The organism is Janthinobacterium rivuli (assembly GCF_009208735.1).
Lineage (GTDB): Bacteria > Pseudomonadota > Gammaproteobacteria > Burkholderiales > Burkholderiaceae_D > Janthinobacterium.
This window is the reverse complement of the sequence record NZ_WFLJ01000007.1, coordinates 22,279-38,261: the sequence shown is the minus strand read 5'-3', so window position 1 is coordinate 38,261 and position 15,983 is coordinate 22,279. Positions and strand designations below refer to the sequence as shown.

The following is a 15,983-nucleotide window of genomic DNA, read 5'->3' as shown; positions in this document are numbered from 1 at the left end:
ACCCCGGGAACGACACTTATTTCATGGGCTTGCCTGCCTCGGCGGCCGGCTGCTTGCTCTTGCGCGCCTGGGGAATCAGGCGCGGCGCATCGGTGGCGGCCGACGCCTTGGACGATGCACCGGACCGGGCCGCATCCGTCGCGGCCGACGCGTTGACGGTGGCCGACGCCGGCGGCACGGGCTTGACGGCGTCGGTGGCGGCCGAGGCATGGCTGGCCGCCGAAGCAGGTGGCGGTTTGATGGCATCGGTAGCGGCGGAAGCGTGCACCGTGGCGCCCGATTGCGCCAAGGCGGCGCCGGCAAGCAGGGAGGCGGCCAGGGCCAGTATTGCTTTTGTCATCATCTTTCCTTTTCAGTCATGTTAAGGTCAGATGATTTTAATGCATTATCTAAAAATAAATAGTGCTTCTTGGAAAAATTCGGCGCCGAGGCGGGTTTTTCTTGCCCCGTTCACGCTTTTCCAATGTTTTCCGCCGGCACTTCGCACCATTCTCCTGGCAGCAAGGGGTGGCTGGCCAGCGAGAACGGGCCGATGGCGCTGCGCACCAGGCGCAGGGTGGGCAGGCCGACGGCCGCCGTCATGCGCCGCACTTGCCGATTCTTTCCTTCTTTTAAAGTGATGGCCAGCCATGCGGTCGGTTTGTCGGCGCGCGCGCGGATGGGCGGATTACGGGGCCACAGCCAGTCCGGCTCGGCAATGCGCACGGCCTTGCACGGCTTGGTGACGAAGTCGCCCAGGTCCAGCGGCGCCTGCAGGCGCGCCAGGCTGGCCGCATCGGGCACGCCGTCGACCTGCACCAGGTAGGTTTTCGCTTCCTTGCGGTCCGGGTGGCTGATCTCGTGCTGCAGGCGGCCGTCGTCCGTCAGCAGCAGCAAGCCTTCGCTGTCGGCGTCGAGCCGGCCGGCCGGGTAGATGCCGGGGATGGTGAGGTGGTCGGCCAGCGTGGCGCGGCCTTCCTGCGGTGAAAACTGGCACAGGACCTGGAATGGTTTATTGAAGAGGATGAGTGGCATGCTGGTAATGGAATTGATGCAAACGATGGTGGCTGCTGGTCGGCGCCGCAAAAGCGTGGCGCCCTGTAAGATACTGGTGCATAATGTGAAATTATAGTCTTATGTCTTATAGAAGACTTGGCGGTATGGCGAATGTTCTTTGGCCCCGTGGATGGCCCCGCTGTTCTTTCCCTGCTAAAGTACCTTGTTGCCGCCCTGTTCGGACTTGTTTTTGTAAACTCTGCAACCGCAGAGCGCGTCGCCGGCCAGTGTTTCCGCCAGCGGTGTGTCCCACTTCGGAGATCACGATGTATCAACATATCACTGTACCTGCTGACGGCCAAAAAATCACCGTCAACGCCGATTTTTCGCTGAATGTACCAGATAATCCCATCGTTCCCTTCATTGAAGGCGATGGCACGGGCATCGATATCAGCCCGGTCATGATCAAGGTGATCGACGCCGCCGTGGCCAAGGCCTACGGCGGCGCGCGCAAGATCAGCTGGATGGAAATCTATGCGGGCGAAAAATCGACGAATGTGTATGGCCCCGACGTGTGGCTGCCGGAAGAAACCTTGCAAGTGCTGAAAGATTACGTGGTCTCCATCAAGGGGCCGCTGACCACGCCCGTCGGCGGCGGCATCCGCTCGCTGAACGTGGCCCTGCGCCAGCAGCTCGATCTGTATGTCTGCCTGCGTCCCGTGCGCTATTTCACGGGCGTGCCATCGCCCGTGAAAGAGCCGGAAAAGACCGACATGGTGATTTTCCGCGAAAACTCGGAAGACATCTACGCCGGCATCGAATACCAGCAAGGCTCGGCCGACGCGAAGAAACTGATGGATTTCCTCATCAATGAAATGGGCGTGACCAAGATCCGCTTCCCGGCCACGTCCGGCCTGGGCATCAAGCCCGTTTCCATCGAAGGCACCGAGCGCCTCGTGCGCAAGGCCATCCAGTATGCGATCGACAATGACAAGCCATCCGTGACGATCGTGCACAAAGGCAACATCATGAAGTACACGGAAGGCGGCTTCCGCGACTGGGCGTATGCGCTGGCGCAAAAGGAATTCGGCGCCGAGCTGATCGATGGCGGTCCGTGGTGCAAGTTCAAGAATCCGAAGACGGGCCGCGACATCATCGTCAAGGATTCCATCGCTGACGCGTTCCTGCAACAGATTTTGCTGCGTCCGGCCGAATACAGCGTCATCGCCACCCTGAATTTGAATGGCGACTATATTTCCGACGCGCTGGCGGCGCAAGTGGGCGGCATCGGCATCGCGCCGGGCGCCAACCTGTCCGATTCCGTCGCCATGTTCGAAGCGACGCACGGCACGGCGCCGAAGTACGCGGGCAAGGATTACGTGAATCCCGGTTCGCTGATTTTGTCGGCGGAAATGATGCTGCGCCACATGGGCTGGCTGGAAGCGGCCGACCTGGTGATTTCTTCGATGCAAAAATCGATCGCCTCGAAGCGCGTCACCTATGATTTCGCCCGCCTGATGGAAGGCGCGACGCAAGTGTCGTGCTCCGGTTTCGGCCAGGTGATGATCGAACACATGTAACACGAGGGGCGGGGCGGGGTGCTGCGCACCCTGCGGACGAAAAAAAACCCCGTCAGGAGACGGGGTTTTTCACATCTGAGGGCCGGAGATGCTTAGGCTGCCTGGATGTTGGAAGCTTGCTTGCCTTTAGGGCCTTGCGTGACTTCGAATTGAACTTTTTGACCTTCTTTGAGGGTCTTGAAACCGTTCATGTTGATTGCGGAGAAGTGAGCAAACAAATCTTCGCCGCCATCATCTGGGGTGATGAAGCCAAAACCTTTGGAATCATTGAACCACTTAACTGTACCTGTTGCCATAAAAAGAACTTTCAAAATTAAAACAAATCACACGAGCCATAAAAGCAAGAAGCTTCTTGCCCCCTCCTCGACGTCTCACTTCTTATCAAGCTGTACATTACTGCAACAGTCGATACAGCCATTGTTGGCGGAATAAATAATGAAGTCAAGCGCTTTTCCATCGATATTGCCAAATTCTTCACGGCGACCAAAAAAGCAACTCTTGATTTTGACAGCAAGGTCGCCATCTGCGCACTATTAAGAAAACGCGTAAGATTGAAAACAATTGGAAAGGCGTAGATATTGCGCATGACAACCACTGTGAAAGCATTAGAATAAGCGTATGGCAACCAAGCACGACTCAGAAACCCTGCTGGAGCGGCAAGTGCTGAAGCCGCCGCCGCTCTATCAGGTAGCCTTGCTCAATGACGACTACACCCCGATGGAATTTGTGGTGGCCATCATTCAGGAGTATTTCAACAAGGACCGTGAAACGGCGACGCAAATCATGCTCAGTGTTCATCGCTACGGCAAAGGAGTGTGCGGCGTGTTCTCTAAAGATATAGCGTGTACCAAAGTGGAGTTCGTTTTAACGCATGCGCGCAAGGCGGGGCACCCCCTGCAGTGCGTGATGGAGGAAGTATGATTGCGCAGGAATTAGAAGTAAGTTTGCACATGGCGTTTGTCGAAGCTCGGCAGGCACGGCACGAATTCATCACGGTTGAGCATTTACTGCTGGCACTGCTGGACAACCCCTCCGCTGCCGAGGTGTTGCGTGCCTGCGCGGTCAATATTGAAGACCTGCGCAAGACCCTCACCAATTTCATTGGCGATAACACGCCGACCGTGCCTGGCACGGGCGAAGTCGACACCCAGCCGACGCTTGGTTTCCAGCGCGTGATCCAGCGCGCCATCATGCACGTCCAGTCCGCCTCGAACGGCAAGAAGGAAGTCACGGGCGCCAATGTGCTGGTGGCCATCTTCGGCGAAAAGGATTCGCATGCGGTCTACTACCTGCACCAGCAGGGCGTGACGCGCCTGGACGTGGTCAATTTCATCTCGCACGGCGTGCGCAAGGACCAGTCGACGGAAAGCGCGAAAGCCTCCGAAGGCGTGGAAGAAGCGCCCGTCGACGGCCAGCCGAAGGAAAGCCCGCTCGACCAGTTCACGCAAAACCTGAACAAGGCCGCCGCCGAAGGCAAGATCGACCCGCTGATCGGGCGCGAGGAAGAAGTCGACCGCGTGATCCAGATCCTGTGCCGCCGCCGCAAGAACAATCCGCTGCTGGTCGGCGAGGCGGGCGTGGGCAAGACGGCCATCGCCGAAGGCCTGGCCTACCGCATCACGCAAAGCGACGTGCCGGAAATCCTGCAGAATGCCGTCGTGTATTCGCTGGACATGGGCGCCTTGCTGGCCGGTACCAAATACCGCGGCGACTTCGAACAGCGCCTGAAAGCCGTGCTGAAACAATTGAAGGACAATCCGAACGGCATCCTGTTCATCGACGAGATCCACACCATCATCGGTGCCGGCTCGGCCTCGGGCGGCACGCTGGACGCGTCGAACCTGCTGAAACCGGCACTGGCGAATGGCCAGCTCAAATGCATCGGCGCGACCACGTACACGGAATTCCGCGGCGTGTTCGAAAAAGACCATGCCTTGAGCCGCCGCTTCCAGAAAGTGGACGTCAACGAGCCAACCGTCGAGCAAACCGTGCAAATCCTGCGCGGCTTGAAGTCGCGCTTTGAAGAGCACCATGGCGTGAAATACTCGGCGTCGGCCCTGTCGACGGCGGCCGAACTGGCGGCGCGCTTCATCAACGACCGCCACTTGCCCGACAAGGCGATCGACGTCATCGATGAAGCGGGCGCGGCGCAGCGCATCCTGCCGAAGTCGAAGCAAAAGAAAACCATCGGCAAGGCCGAGATCGAGGACATCATCGCCAAGATCGCGCGCATTCCGCCGCAAACGGTCAACCAGGACGACCGCAGCAAGCTGCAGACGATCGACCGCGACTTGCGCAATGTCGTGTTCGGGCAAGATCCCGCCATCGACGCGCTGGCTTCGGCCATCAAGATGGCGCGTGCCGGCCTGGGCAAGACGGACAAGCCGATCGGCTCCTTCCTGTTCTCCGGTCCGACCGGTGTCGGCAAGACCGAGGTGGCCAAGCAGCTGGCGTTCATCCTCGGTATCGAGCTGATCCGTTTCGACATGTCGGAATACATGGAACGCCACGCCGTCAGCCGCTTGATCGGCGCGCCGCCGGGCTACGTCGGTTTCGACCAGGGCGGTTTGCTGACGGAAGCGATCACCAAGAAGCCGCATGCGGTCTTGCTGCTCGATGAAATTGAAAAAGCCCATCCGGACATTTTCAATATCCTGCTGCAAGTGATGGATCACGGTACCTTGACGGACAACAATGGCCGCAAAGCCGATTTCCGCAACGTCATCATCATCATGACGACCAATGCGGGCGCGGAAAGCTTGCAAAAGACGTCGATCGGCTTCACCAACTCGAAGCAGGCGGGCGACGAGATGGCCGACATCAAGCGCATGTTCACGCCGGAGTTCCGCAACCGCATCGACGCGACCATCAGCTTCCGCGCGCTGGACCAGGAAATCATCCTGCGCGTGGTCGACAAGTTCCTGATGCAGCTGGAAGAGCAGCTGCACGAGAAAAAGGTCGAAGCCGTGTTTACCGAGAAGCTGCGTGCTTTCCTCGGCAAGAAGGGCTTCGATCCGCTGATGGGCGCGCGGCCGATGGCGCGCCTGATCCAGGACATGATCCGCAAGGCCCTGGCCGACGAACTGCTGTTCGGCCGCCTGGTGACGGGCGGACGGGTCACGGTCGACCTCGACGACAAGGACCAGGTCTTGCTGGAATTCCCGGAACCGCCAGACGCGGCGCCGACGGCTGCACCGGAAACGGTGGAAGTGGAATAAGCTTCCTGCCGTCAACGAAAACCCGCCCACGCAAGTGGCGCGGGTTTTTTTACGTTTTTGTGGGCAATAAAGAAGGTTTTCTTTGGCCGCAGGTATGCCAGAATTGCTGGCCGGTATCGACATCGTGTCCATGCCACCTGACCGCTATCTGGATGCCCACATGAAAATTTCCCGTACTCTCGCCTTCCTCCTGTTGTCCGCCGGCTTGCTGGGTAGCGCCGCCGCCGCCCCCGCGCCTGCCGGCAGCTATTTCCGCTTTCCCGCCGTGCGCGGCGATACCGTCGTCTTCACGGCCGAGGGCGACCTGTGGAAAAGCAGCGTGCGCGGTGGCGCGGCGCAGCGGCTGACCACGCATCCCGGCTATGAAACGAATGCGGCGATTTCGCGCGATGGCCAGTGGCTGGCCTTTTCCGCCGCCTATGAAGGGGCGCAGGAGGCGTATGTGATGCCGCTGGCGGGCGGCTTGCCGCGTCGCATTTCGTATGACAATGGCGGCGTGCTGGTGCTGGGCTGGACGGCGCAGGGCGAGGTGCTGGTCAGCACGCAAAACACGGACGGTCCCGCCTCGCGCCGCATCGTTGCCGCCATCGATCCAGTGAAACAGACGCGCCGCGTGTTTCCCGTGGCCGACGCCAACGACGCCGTGCTCGACGACGCGGGCAAGACATTGTTCTTCACGCGTTTCGGCCTGGCCATGACCAACGACAATGTGCGCAACTACCGGGGCGGCGCCCATGCCACCCTGTGGCGCTATGACCTCGACGGCAAGGGCGAGGCCGTGCGCATGCACGCGGAGCCTGCCGTGCTGGCTGGCAATAACAAGCGCCCCATGTGGTGGCAAGGCCGCGTCTATTACATCAGCGACGCGGGCGGCAGCGACAATCTGTGGAGCATGTTGCCCGACGGCGCCGATCGCCGCGCGCTGACATTCCACACGCAGTGGGACGTGCGCAACGCCTCCCTGGGCGATGGCAAGATCGTCTACCAGCTGGGCGCCGATCTGCACGTGCTCGACCTGAACGCGCCCGGCGCCAGCGAGTCGCAGGCGCTGGCCATCAGCCTCGTGTCCGATTTCGACCAGCAGCGCGCGCGCCAGATCCGCTCGCCGCTCGATACCCTCTCCAATGTGCAGCTGTCGGGCAAGGATGAGCGCATCATCCTGACGGCGCGGGGCCGGGTCAGTATCGCCGGCACGGGCAGCCTGCGCCGCGTCGACATCGCCATTCCCGAAGGGGCGCGGGCGCGCGACGCCGTCTTTTCCAGCGACGAGAAATCCGTGTTTGCCATCGTCGACACGAGCGGAGAGAACGAAATCTGGAAGTACGCGGCCGATGGCTCGGGCAAGGGCGAGCAACTGACGACGCAGGGCGACAATCACCGCTGGAAGCTGTATCCGTCGCCGGACGGGCGCTGGCTGGCGCACACGGATAAAAAGGGCCGCTTCTGGCTGCTGGACCTGGCGACCAAGGGCAATCAATTGATCGACGACGCGGGCAAGGCGGGCGTGGACAAGCACGACGAAGTGCAATGGTCTCCCGACAGCCGCAACCTGGCCATCGTGCGCGTGGCCAGCAACGAGCAGCGCGAGCAGATTGGCCTGTACACGCTGGCCTCGAAGCAGCTGCAATTCGTCACCAGCGACCGTTATACCTCCGGTTCCCCCGTATTTTCGCCGGACGGGCGCTGGCTGTATTTCCTGTCGGCGCGCAATTTCCAGCTGGCCAACGGTTCGCCGTGGGGCGACCGCAACATGGGCCCGGTGTTCGACAAGCGCATCGGCGTGTATGCGCTGGCGCTGCAGCCGGGCAACCGTTTTCCGTTCCAACCCGACGATGAACTGAGCCGTCCGGGCGTGAAGCCGGCCGAGACGGACGATGAAAAGGCGGCCGAACTGGCGGCGGAAAAAGCGCTGGAGAAGGCGGGCGGCAAGTCGGCCGTGAAAAAGGCGCCTGCCGCCTTGCCGGCCATCGTCAGTCAGGGCCTGGCCGAGCGCCTGTATGAAGTGCCGCTGGCGGCGGGTAATTACAGCGCGCTGGCCATGGATGACAAGCGCCTGTATTTCCTCGAGCGCGACAGCGGCGAGAACAAGTCCAGCCTGAAGACGCTTGCCATCGGCAATGCCGGCTCCAAGCCGGAACTGCTGGTGGCCAATGTGCGCGAATTCGACCTGGCGCAGGACAAGAAGCACCTGTATTACCGCACGGCGGCGGCCACCGGCCCGGGCGAGATGCTGGTGATCGAGGCGGGCGCCAAGCTGCCGTCCGACCTGTCGAAGGCCAAGGTCAAGGTCGACGACTGGACGTTCGTGTCGAATCCGCGCCTGGAATGGAAGCAGATGTTCAACGACGCCTGGCGTTTGCACCGCGATTTCCTGTACGACGCGAAGATGCGCGGCGTGGACTGGAAGGCGGCGCGCGACAAATATGCGCCGCTGGTCGAGCGGGTCACGGACCGCGCCGAACTCAATGATTTACTCGGCATGATGGTGGCCGAAGTGGGCGCCCTGCATTCGCAGATCCGTCCCGGCGAATTGCGCCGCACGGAACAGGAAGGCACGCCGGCGGGCCTGGGCGCCGTGCTGGCGCGGACAAACGAGGGCTACCTGGTCGAGCATATCTATCGCAGCGAAGCGGAGCTGCCCTCGGCGCGCGCACCGCTGTCGCGGCCCGACGTGGACGTGAAGGCGGGCGACGTGATCACGGCCGTCAACGGCAAGGACGTCTTGGGCGCGCGCGACATCGGCGACTTGCTGCTGAACCAGGCCGACAAGCAGGTGCTGTTGCAAGTGAAACGAGGCAAGGGTGGTACGTCGCGCGCCGTCATCGTCACCCCCGTCAACATGGCGAAACAGACGGCGCTGCGCTATGGCGACTGGGAATTGAGCCGCGCCGAGCAGGTGGCCGCCGCCTCGCAGGGGCGTATCGGCTACCTGCACCTGCGCGCCATGGGGCCCAACGACATCGCCTCGTTCGCGCGCGATTTTTACGCCAACATCAACCGCGAAGGCCTGATCATCGACGTACGGCGCAATAACGGCGGCAATATCGACAGCTGGATCATCGAAAAACTGCTACGCAAGGCCTGGGCCTACTGGGCGCCACCCGGCGTGCAGCCGTCGTCGAACATGCAGAACACCTTCCGCGGCCACCTGGTCGTGCTGGTCGATGAACTCACGTATTCGGATGGCGAGACCTTCGCCGCCGGCATCAAGGCCCTGGGCCTGGCGCCGCTCGTGGGCAAGCGCACGGCCGGCGCCGGCGTCTGGCTCAGCGACAATACGCGCCTGGCCGACAACGGCATGGCGCGCGTGGCGGAGAACGGCCAGTTCGGCATCGACGGCCAGTGGCTGATCGAAGGCGTGGGCGTGGTGCCGGACGTGGAGGTGGAGAACCCGCCGCACGCCACCTTCCAGGGCGCCGACCGCCAGCTGGAAGTGGCGCTCGACATGCTGGCGAAAAAGCTCAAGGAGCAGCCGCGCCCCGCCTTCCGGGCACAGCCTATCCCCGCGCTGAAATAGTCGCGCTACAGGCCGCAGGCGGCCTTGAACTGTTGCGCGCGGCGGCGCGACACCTCGACCACGTGCGCCGGTGCGCCGGTGCGCCGCTGCCGCTGGCGCCGCCATGTCCCGTGCAGCGTTGCCATGAATCGTGCGGGTAAGGCCCGTCGTCCATGGGGTTCTGGGTGGGGTTGAAAAGATCAGCCGGCGCGCAGGCGGCGCCACAAGGTGGTGCGGCTGATGCCAAGGTACTGGGCTGCGGCGTCGCGGCGTCCGCCGAAGCGCGCCAGCACGGCGCTGGCGCTTTCGTCTTCCAGGCGCGGCGGCACGGCGGCGGCCGGCGCAGGCGGCAGCGCCGCCGTGCCGGCAGCGTTGGCCAGTTCCGGCGCCACGCCCAGCACGAAGGCGGGAGTGAGCGCCTGCAGCGGCTCGGCGGCCAGGAACAGGGCCAGGCGCTCGGCCAGGTTGCGCAGCTCGCGCACGTTGCCGGGCCAGTCGTAGCGGCGCAGCAGCGGCGCGCAAGCCTGGATCTCGGCGTGCAGGTTGGGGTGCGGGCGGGCGCCCAGCGCGGCCAGCGCGTTTTTCAGCGACCATTCGGCCAGGCCGGGGATGTCGCTGGCGCGTTCGCGCAAGGCGGGCAAATGCAGGCGCAGCACCGCCAGGCGGTAGAACAGGTCGGCGCGGAAGCGTCCTTCGCGGATGCGCTGTTCCAGGTCGCAGTGGGTGGCGCTGATGATGCGCACATTGATGGCGATGGGCCGCGTGCCGCCCACGCGCACCACTTCGCGTTCTTCCAGCACGCGCAGCAATCGCGTTTGCAGTGCCAGCGGCATTTCGCCGATTTCGTCGAGGAACAGGGTGCCGTGGTTGGCCGCCTCGAACAGGCCCGCATGGCCGCCGCGGCGCGCGCCCGTGAAGGCGCCATCCTCGTGGCCGAACAGTTCCGATTCCAGCAAGGATTCGGCGATGGCGCCGCAATTGATGGCGATGAAGGGCCGGTTCGCGCCCAGGCTGCGCGGGCTTTCGCGGTGGATGGCCTGCGCCACCAGTTCCTTGCCGCTGCCCGTCTCGCCCTGGATCAGCACCGTCGCCGGCGAACGGGCGAACAGCACCACCGACTGGCGCAGCGCTTCCATCGCCTCCGATTCGCCACGCAGGTCGTGCAGACCGTGGCGCGCGCGCAGGGTGTCGGCCACCACCGCGCGCCGTCCCTTGCCTGATTCAAGCTGGGTCAGGCGCGCCAGTTCCAGCGCGTCGTCGAAGGCGCGCCGGATGGCCGTGGCCGAATACACGAAGACGGCGGCCAGTCCCGCTTCCTCGGCCAGGTCGGTGACGAGCCCCGCGCCGACGACGGCCTTGACGCCGGCCGCCTTCAGTTCATTGATCTGCGCGCGCGCGTCTTCTTCCGTGGCATAGGTGCGCTGCGCGATCTGGAAGCCGAAGGTGGCGGCAAATTCAGCCAGTTCCGGCATCGGGTCCTGGTAGGTGACGACGCCGATGTGCGGCGAGATGCGCCGCGCGCGCGCCAGCGCCTGCATCACGTCGTAGCCGCTGGCCTTGGCGATGATGACGGGCACCGACAGGCGTCCCTTCAGGTAGGCGCCGTTCGAGCCGGCCGCGATGACGGCGTCGCAGCGTTCGGTGGCCATGCGTTCGCGGATGTGGCGCACGGCGTCGTCGAACCCCAGGTTGATCGGTTCGATCGTCGCCAGGTCGTCGTATTCGAGCGTGATGTCGCGGAACAGGTCGAACAGCCTCGAGACGGAGACGGTCCAGATGACGGGTTTGTCGCGGTGGTCGAGCGGAGGTTGGGGAGGGCGGCGCATGCTTTATTCTAAACGATTTGTTTCATTTTTCAGCCATGCAACGGCTGTGCAACGGGCGTGTTGCAGCTGGTCTGTGGCGTTTCAGATATTGCCAATAAGGAATATGAAAAAACCGCCGGAAACTGGTTTATGATCTAGCAGCACCATGATGCTTGTAAGAATTTTTTCCCAGGCGCATGTTTATCTTGCCCTTAACCATCCCATGGTGTCCATGAACCGCGTACCGACCAGTCCCGATTTCATCGCCGATGCCTTGCAGCTGATCGCCTTGCCGGCCTGCGCCTGCGATGCCTGCGGCATGGTGGTGGCGGCGAATGGCGCCTTGCAGGCCCTGCTGGGCCGGGATATATCGGGCCGGCTGCTGGCCGATTGCTTTACGGACGCCTACCGCGCGTCGAGCACCAGCATGCTGCGTGGCGCGCTCGGTGCGGCCGGGCGCGAGCGGCACTGGGACAGCAGCCTGGAAGGGGACGCGGGCGCCATCGCCGTGCAGGTCTGGTCCAAGCCCTTGCTGGTGGTCGATGGCTTGCCCGGTGCGACCCTGGTGTTTGCCGACATCCGCGTGCAGCAGCGCGACCAGCAAGCCTTGCGCAAGACCTTGCTCGAGCAGCAGGCTATTTTGGAAAGCGCGGCCGTCGGCATCGTCTTTTCCAAGGGCGGCTTCATCGAGGAGTGCAATATCCGCGCCGCCGAGATGCTCGGCTATGCGCGCCACCAGTTGACGGGCATGCCGGGCGCGGTGCTGTACCGCTCCGCCGAGCATTGCCGCGCCCTGGGACTGGAAGCGGCGCCGCTGCTTTCGAAGGGCAAGCCGTACCGCACCGAACTGGAATTGCGGCGCCAGGATGGCACCCTGTTCTGGAGCCGCCTGCACGGGCGCGCCGTCGATCCTCTCAACACGCATGACGGCACGGTCTGGATCATCGAAGATATCAGCGACCACCGGCGCGATGAGGACCAGCTGCGCCGCGCCATGCTGGAAATGCAGGCCGTGATGGACAACGCGCCCTTGGCCATCGGTTTTCAGCGCGACAAGGGCGTGCTGCGCTACAACCGGCGCTTTGCCGAATGCTTCGGCTTCGATGGTGACAGCGGCGTGGGCCTGGCCGTCGCCGACCTGTACCCGTCGCGCGCGGCCTACGAGAACGTCGTGCGGCAGGCCGCGCCCCTGCTGCGGCGCGGCCTGCCGTTCCAGGGCGAGATGGAGATGCGCCGCCGCGACGGTTCCACGTTCTGGGCACTGGCGTACGGCTATGTCCTGAACCCGGAGAGCCAGACTGACCGCGGCTTGCGCGACACGATCTGGCTGTTCGACGACCGCAGCGCGCAGAAGGCGGCCGAGGAGGCGACGCGCCAGCTGATGCTCGAGCAGCAGGCCATCCTGGACAATGCCTCCGTCGGCATCCTGTTTTCCCGTTCGCGCCTGATCCTGCGCTGCAATCCCCGCTTCGCCGAAATGTTCGGTTACGCGCAGGAGGAGATGACGGGTTTGCCCGCCGCCGAGCTGTTTCCGTCGCCGGCCGCCTACGAGGCGTTTGGCGTGCAAGCCACGCCGCTGCTGGGACAGGGCTTGCCGTACGAGCAGGACGAATCGCTGTTCCGCCGCCGCGACGGCAGCCTGTTCTGGTGCCGCATCCGCGCCAAGGCCGTCGATCAGGCGCACAGCGAGCAGGGCGCCATCTGGATCCTCGAAGACGTCACCGCCAGCCGCCAGGCGCAGATGGAAGTGGCGGCCATCATGACGAATGCCTCGGTGAGTATCCTGTACACCAAGAACCGCCAGATCACGCGCTACAACCTGGGCTTTGCCGCGATGTTCGGCTACAGCGGCGACGAGGCGCTGGGCTTGCCCGGTCGCGCGCTGTACGTGTCGCAGCAATCGTACGACTTGCTGGGCGCGGCGGCCTTCCCCTTCCTCTCGGTGGCCAAGCCCTTCCAGACGGAAGTGGAAATGATGCGCCGCGACGGCACGACCTTGTGGGCGCAGCTGATCGCCTATGTCGTCAATCCCGACGATCCGGCCGCCGGCACCATCTGGATCATCGAGGACCGCACGGAAGCCAAGCGCGCCGAAGAATCCTTGCGCAACGCGCTGCTGGAAAACCAGGCCATCCTCGACAGCGCCGTGCTGGGCATCTCGGTGGTGGAGGGCGGCCACAATTTGCGTGCCAACAGCAAGATGGAAGAGCTGTTCGGTTATGGGCCCGGCGAGATCAACGGCCTGTCGGTGCAAGCCCTGTATCCGGACGTGGCCGCGTGGAAGGCTGCGCGCGGCGAGACGGCGCGCGACTTCGAAGCGGGCAGGGTGCACATGTCGGAATACCAGCTGGTGCGCAAGGACGGCAGCCGCTTCTGGGCGCGCCTGTCCGGCCGGCCGTTCGACCTGGCGCATGCGCATGGCCGTTCCGTGTGGCTGGTCGACGACGTGACGGCGCGCCGCGAGGCGGCCGAGGCGGTGCGCCGCGCGCGCGACGAGCTGGAATTGCGCGTGCAGGAACGCACGGCCGAACTGGCCGGCGCCAACCTGCTGCTGCAGGGCGAGATCGTCGAGCGGCGCCAGGCCGAGGCGCGCGTGCACCACATGGCATACCACGACAACCTGACGGGCTTGCCGAACCGCGCGCTGCTGTCGGACCGGCTGGAACGGGCCATGCTGGCCGCGCAACGCTCCGGGCGCAAGCTGGCCGTGATGTTCATCGACCTGGATCGATTCAAGACCATCAACGATTCGCTGGGTCACATGACGGGCGACGTGCTGCTCAAGGAAGTGGCCGCGCGGCTGTGTGGCGCCGTGCGCGCCAGCGATACGGTGGCGCGCCTGGGTGGCGACGAATTCGTCGTGCTGGTGCCGGGCATCCGCGGCAGCGAGGAAGCGGCCCGCGTGGCCGAGAAGATCATCGAAGCGCTCACGCCCGCCTTTCCGCTGGACGGCCATGTGCTGCATGTGACGCCGTCGATCGGCATCTGCCTGTATCCGGACGATGGCGGCGACGTCGACGCCCTGATGCGCCATGCGGATGCGGCCATGTACCACGCCAAGGGCAATGGCCGCAACAACTACCAGTTCTTCACGCAGACGATGAACCAGGCGGCGGCCCTGCACTTCGACCTGGAAAGCAGCTTGCGCACGGCGCTGGCGCTGCAGCAGTTCGAACTGTTTTACCAGCCCGTCATCGATATCGCCACGCGCCGCCTGCATGGCATGGAAGTGCTGCTGCGCTGGCGCCGCCCGGGCCACGGCCTGGTGCTGCCGGACCGCTTCATTCCCATCATGGAGGAAAACGGCTTGATTGTGCCGGTGGGCGAATGGGTGATGCGCCAGGCGTGCGAGCAAAGCATGGCCTGGCAGCGCCAGGGCTTGCAGCCGGTGCCGCTGGCGGTGAATTTGTCGCCGCGCCAGTTCATGCACAAGGGCCTGGTGGCGGCCATCGGCGCCGTGGTGCGGGAAACGGGCATCGATCCGGCGCTGCTGGAATTCGAGATCACCGAGACGGCGCTGATGCAGCACGGCGAGCATACGCTGGAGATTTTACGGCAGATCAATGGCATGGGTTTGCGCCTGTCGATCGACGATTTCGGCACCGGCTATTCGAGCCTTGCCTACCTGAAGCGCTTCCCCGTGAAGAAGGTCAAGATCGACCGCGCCTTCATCAAGGACCTCGAGCACAGCGCGGAAGACCGCGCCATCGTGTCGGCCATCATCGCGCTCGCCGACAGCCTGCAATTGTCGGCCGTGGCCGAGGGAGTGGAAACGGAAGAACAGTTCGCCCTGCTGCAGGCGAACGGCTGCCGCTATGCGCAGGGCTATCTGTTTTCCGCTCCCGTGCCTGCGGCGAATGCGCAAGTATTATTGGAGCGACGCGGCGTTTAATCGATGGTGGCGACGACGGGCGCGTGGTCGGACGGCTGTTCCCACTTGCGGGGCACGCGGTCGATCACGCAGGCCGTGCAGCGGGCGCTCAGGGCGGGCGAGAGCAGGATATGGTCGATGCGCAGGCCCTTGTTCAGGCGGAAGCCCAGCTGGCGGTAATCCCACCAGCTGAACGATTTTTCCGCCTGCTCGAACAGGCGGAAGGCGTCCGTCAGGCCGATGTCGAACAGGCGCTGCAGAGCGGCGCGTTCCTTGTCCGAGACCAGTACCTGGCCGGCCCAGGCGACGGGGTCGTGCACGTCGCGGTCGTCGGGCGCGATATTGTAGTCGCCGACGACGGCCAGTTGCGGATGCTGCCGCGCTTCGTCGGCCAGCCAGTCGTGCAGGGAGGCCAGCCAGCCCAGTTTGTATTCGTACTTGTCCGAGTCGACGCTCTGGCCGTTCGGCACGTAGGCGCAGACGACGCGCACGCCACCGATGGTGGCGGCCAGGATGCGCTGCTGCGCATCTTCATAGCGCGGGTTGTTCTTCACCACGTCGGTGATCGGCAGCTTCGACAGAATGGCCACGCCGTTGTAGGTTTTCTGGCCGCTGAAGACCACCTGGTAGCCGGCCGCCTCGATCTCGGCGACGGGGAACTTGTCATCCGTGAGCTTGGTCTCTTGCAGGCAGAGTATGTCGACCGGGTTGTCTGTCAGCCACTGCAGTACTTGCGGCAGGCGCACTTTGAGCGAGTTGACGTTCCAGGTGGCGAGTTTCATGGGAAAAATCCTTGCTTGAATAGGTATCGATAGGCGCGAATCTTACCGCATGCGTGTCGATGGCGTCCCGCGCCGCTTGCCAGGCAGGTGCTTTATTTACTGGCGGGCAAAAGGGGTGGCAATAAAGTATTTGCATTTAACCAATCGTGGCGCATGAATATTATGTTTTTGTGTATGATTGATCAATCCCTATGTTTGATTTGGCATAAGTGGCTGGCGCGGCAGGCTGCGTCCCACTGTTTAACGCGACAAAGGT

The 15,983-nt window shown here is 63.4% G+C and carries 10 protein-coding genes; 5 read left to right on the top strand and 5 right to left on the bottom strand.

The annotated features are described in order from the left end of the window. Nucleotides 1-16: 16 nt before the first annotated feature. Together GCN78_RS10665 and GCN78_RS10660 are read right to left on the bottom strand one after the other, a co-directional pair. Entirely contained in the window at nt 17-340 is a 324-nt protein-coding gene (locus tag GCN78_RS10665) for a hypothetical protein (protein WP_152251690.1), read from the bottom strand. 110 nt (nt 341-450) lie between these two features. Beyond that, nucleotides 451-1,014: a pseudouridine synthase gene (locus GCN78_RS10660; protein WP_152251689.1), complete on the bottom strand. Its 564-nt coding sequence runs from the start codon at nt 1,012-1,014 to the stop codon at nt 451-453. A 287-nt stretch (nt 1,015-1,301) separates the two neighbouring features. On the opposite strand from GCN78_RS10660, the gene icd reads away from it, so the two are divergent. Next, nucleotides 1,302-2,555 (top strand): NADP-dependent isocitrate dehydrogenase, encoded by a 1,254-nt coding sequence (gene icd, locus GCN78_RS10655; protein WP_152251688.1) that lies wholly within the window; start codon nt 1,302-1,304, stop codon nt 2,553-2,555. A 92-nt stretch (nt 2,556-2,647) separates the two neighbouring features. Here icd and cspE read toward each other — a convergent pair whose 3' ends face one another. Then, nucleotides 2,648-2,851, bottom strand: a complete 204-nt coding sequence (gene cspE / locus GCN78_RS10650) for a transcription antiterminator/RNA stability regulator CspE (protein ID WP_010395943.1) — start codon at nt 2,849-2,851, stop codon at nt 2,648-2,650. Between the two features lie 322 nt (nt 2,852-3,173). On the opposite strand from cspE, the gene clpS reads away from it, so the two are divergent. From clpS to GCN78_RS10635, 3 genes are all read left to right on the top strand, one after another. Beyond that, nucleotides 3,174-3,476 (top strand): ATP-dependent Clp protease adapter ClpS, encoded by a 303-nt coding sequence (gene clpS / locus GCN78_RS10645; protein WP_070221390.1) that lies wholly within the window; start codon nt 3,174-3,176, stop codon nt 3,474-3,476. Then, on the top strand, nt 3,473-5,773 hold the full coding sequence (clpA, locus tag GCN78_RS10640) for an ATP-dependent Clp protease ATP-binding subunit ClpA (RefSeq protein WP_034751575.1): 2,301 nt from the start codon (nt 3,473-3,475) through the stop codon (nt 5,771-5,773). Before clpS ends, clpA begins: the two co-directional genes overlap by 4 nt. A 160-nt stretch (nt 5,774-5,933) precedes the next feature. Then, the gene (locus GCN78_RS10635) at nt 5,934-9,290 is read left to right on the top strand and encodes a S41 family peptidase (protein ID WP_226939570.1); all 3,357 of its coding nucleotides are present in this window, start codon (nt 5,934-5,936) and stop codon (nt 9,288-9,290) included. Nucleotides 9,291-9,469: 179 nt separating this feature from the next. On the opposite strand, the gene prpR is transcribed toward GCN78_RS10635, so the two are convergent. After that, nucleotides 9,470-11,095 carry a propionate catabolism operon regulatory protein PrpR gene (prpR, locus tag GCN78_RS10630; protein WP_152251686.1) on the bottom strand — a complete coding sequence of 542 codons (1,626 nt, stop codon included), beginning with the start codon at nt 11,093-11,095 and terminating at the stop codon, nt 9,470-9,472. Between the two features lie 211 nt (nt 11,096-11,306). Here prpR and GCN78_RS10625 point away from each other — a divergent pair, with 211 nt between their 5' ends. Beyond that, a complete protein-coding gene (locus GCN78_RS10625) occupies nt 11,307-14,966 on the top strand; it encodes a sensor domain-containing protein (protein ID WP_152251685.1) in 3,660 nt (1,219 codons plus the stop codon). Here the strand turns inward: GCN78_RS10625 and xth are convergent. Next, nucleotides 14,963-15,727 (bottom strand): exodeoxyribonuclease III, encoded by a 765-nt coding sequence (xth, locus tag GCN78_RS10620; RefSeq protein WP_152251684.1) that lies wholly within the window; start codon nt 15,725-15,727, stop codon nt 14,963-14,965. The two genes, GCN78_RS10625 and xth, sit on opposite strands and share 4 nt — an antisense overlap. Between the last annotated feature and the right edge of the window lie 256 nt (nt 15,728-15,983).

What these genes read in the sequence shown, in the direction of transcription:
- GCN78_RS10665 (WP_152251690.1), bottom strand. Translation starts at nt 340, where the DNA reads ATGACAAAAGCAATACTGGCCCTGGCCGCCTCCCTGCTTGCCGGCGCC.
- GCN78_RS10660 (WP_152251689.1), bottom strand. Translation starts at nt 1,014, where the DNA reads ATGCCACTCATCCTCTTCAATAAACCATTCCAGGTCCTGTGCCAGTTT.
- icd (WP_152251688.1), top strand. Translation starts at nt 1,302, where the DNA reads ATGTATCAACATATCACTGTACCTGCTGACGGCCAAAAAATCACCGTC.
- cspE (WP_010395943.1), bottom strand. Translation starts at nt 2,851, where the DNA reads ATGGCAACAGGTACAGTTAAGTGGTTCAATGATTCCAAAGGTTTTGGC.
- clpS (WP_070221390.1), top strand. Translation starts at nt 3,174, where the DNA reads ATGGCAACCAAGCACGACTCAGAAACCCTGCTGGAGCGGCAAGTGCTG.
- clpA (WP_034751575.1), top strand. Translation starts at nt 3,473, where the DNA reads ATGATTGCGCAGGAATTAGAAGTAAGTTTGCACATGGCGTTTGTCGAA.
- GCN78_RS10635 (WP_226939570.1), top strand. Translation starts at nt 5,934, where the DNA reads ATGAAAATTTCCCGTACTCTCGCCTTCCTCCTGTTGTCCGCCGGCTTG.
- prpR (WP_152251686.1), bottom strand. Translation starts at nt 11,095, where the DNA reads ATGCGCCGCCCTCCCCAACCTCCGCTCGACCACCGCGACAAACCCGTC.
- GCN78_RS10625 (WP_152251685.1), top strand. Translation starts at nt 11,307, where the DNA reads ATGAACCGCGTACCGACCAGTCCCGATTTCATCGCCGATGCCTTGCAG.
- xth (WP_152251684.1), bottom strand. Translation starts at nt 15,727, where the DNA reads ATGAAACTCGCCACCTGGAACGTCAACTCGCTCAAAGTGCGCCTGCCG.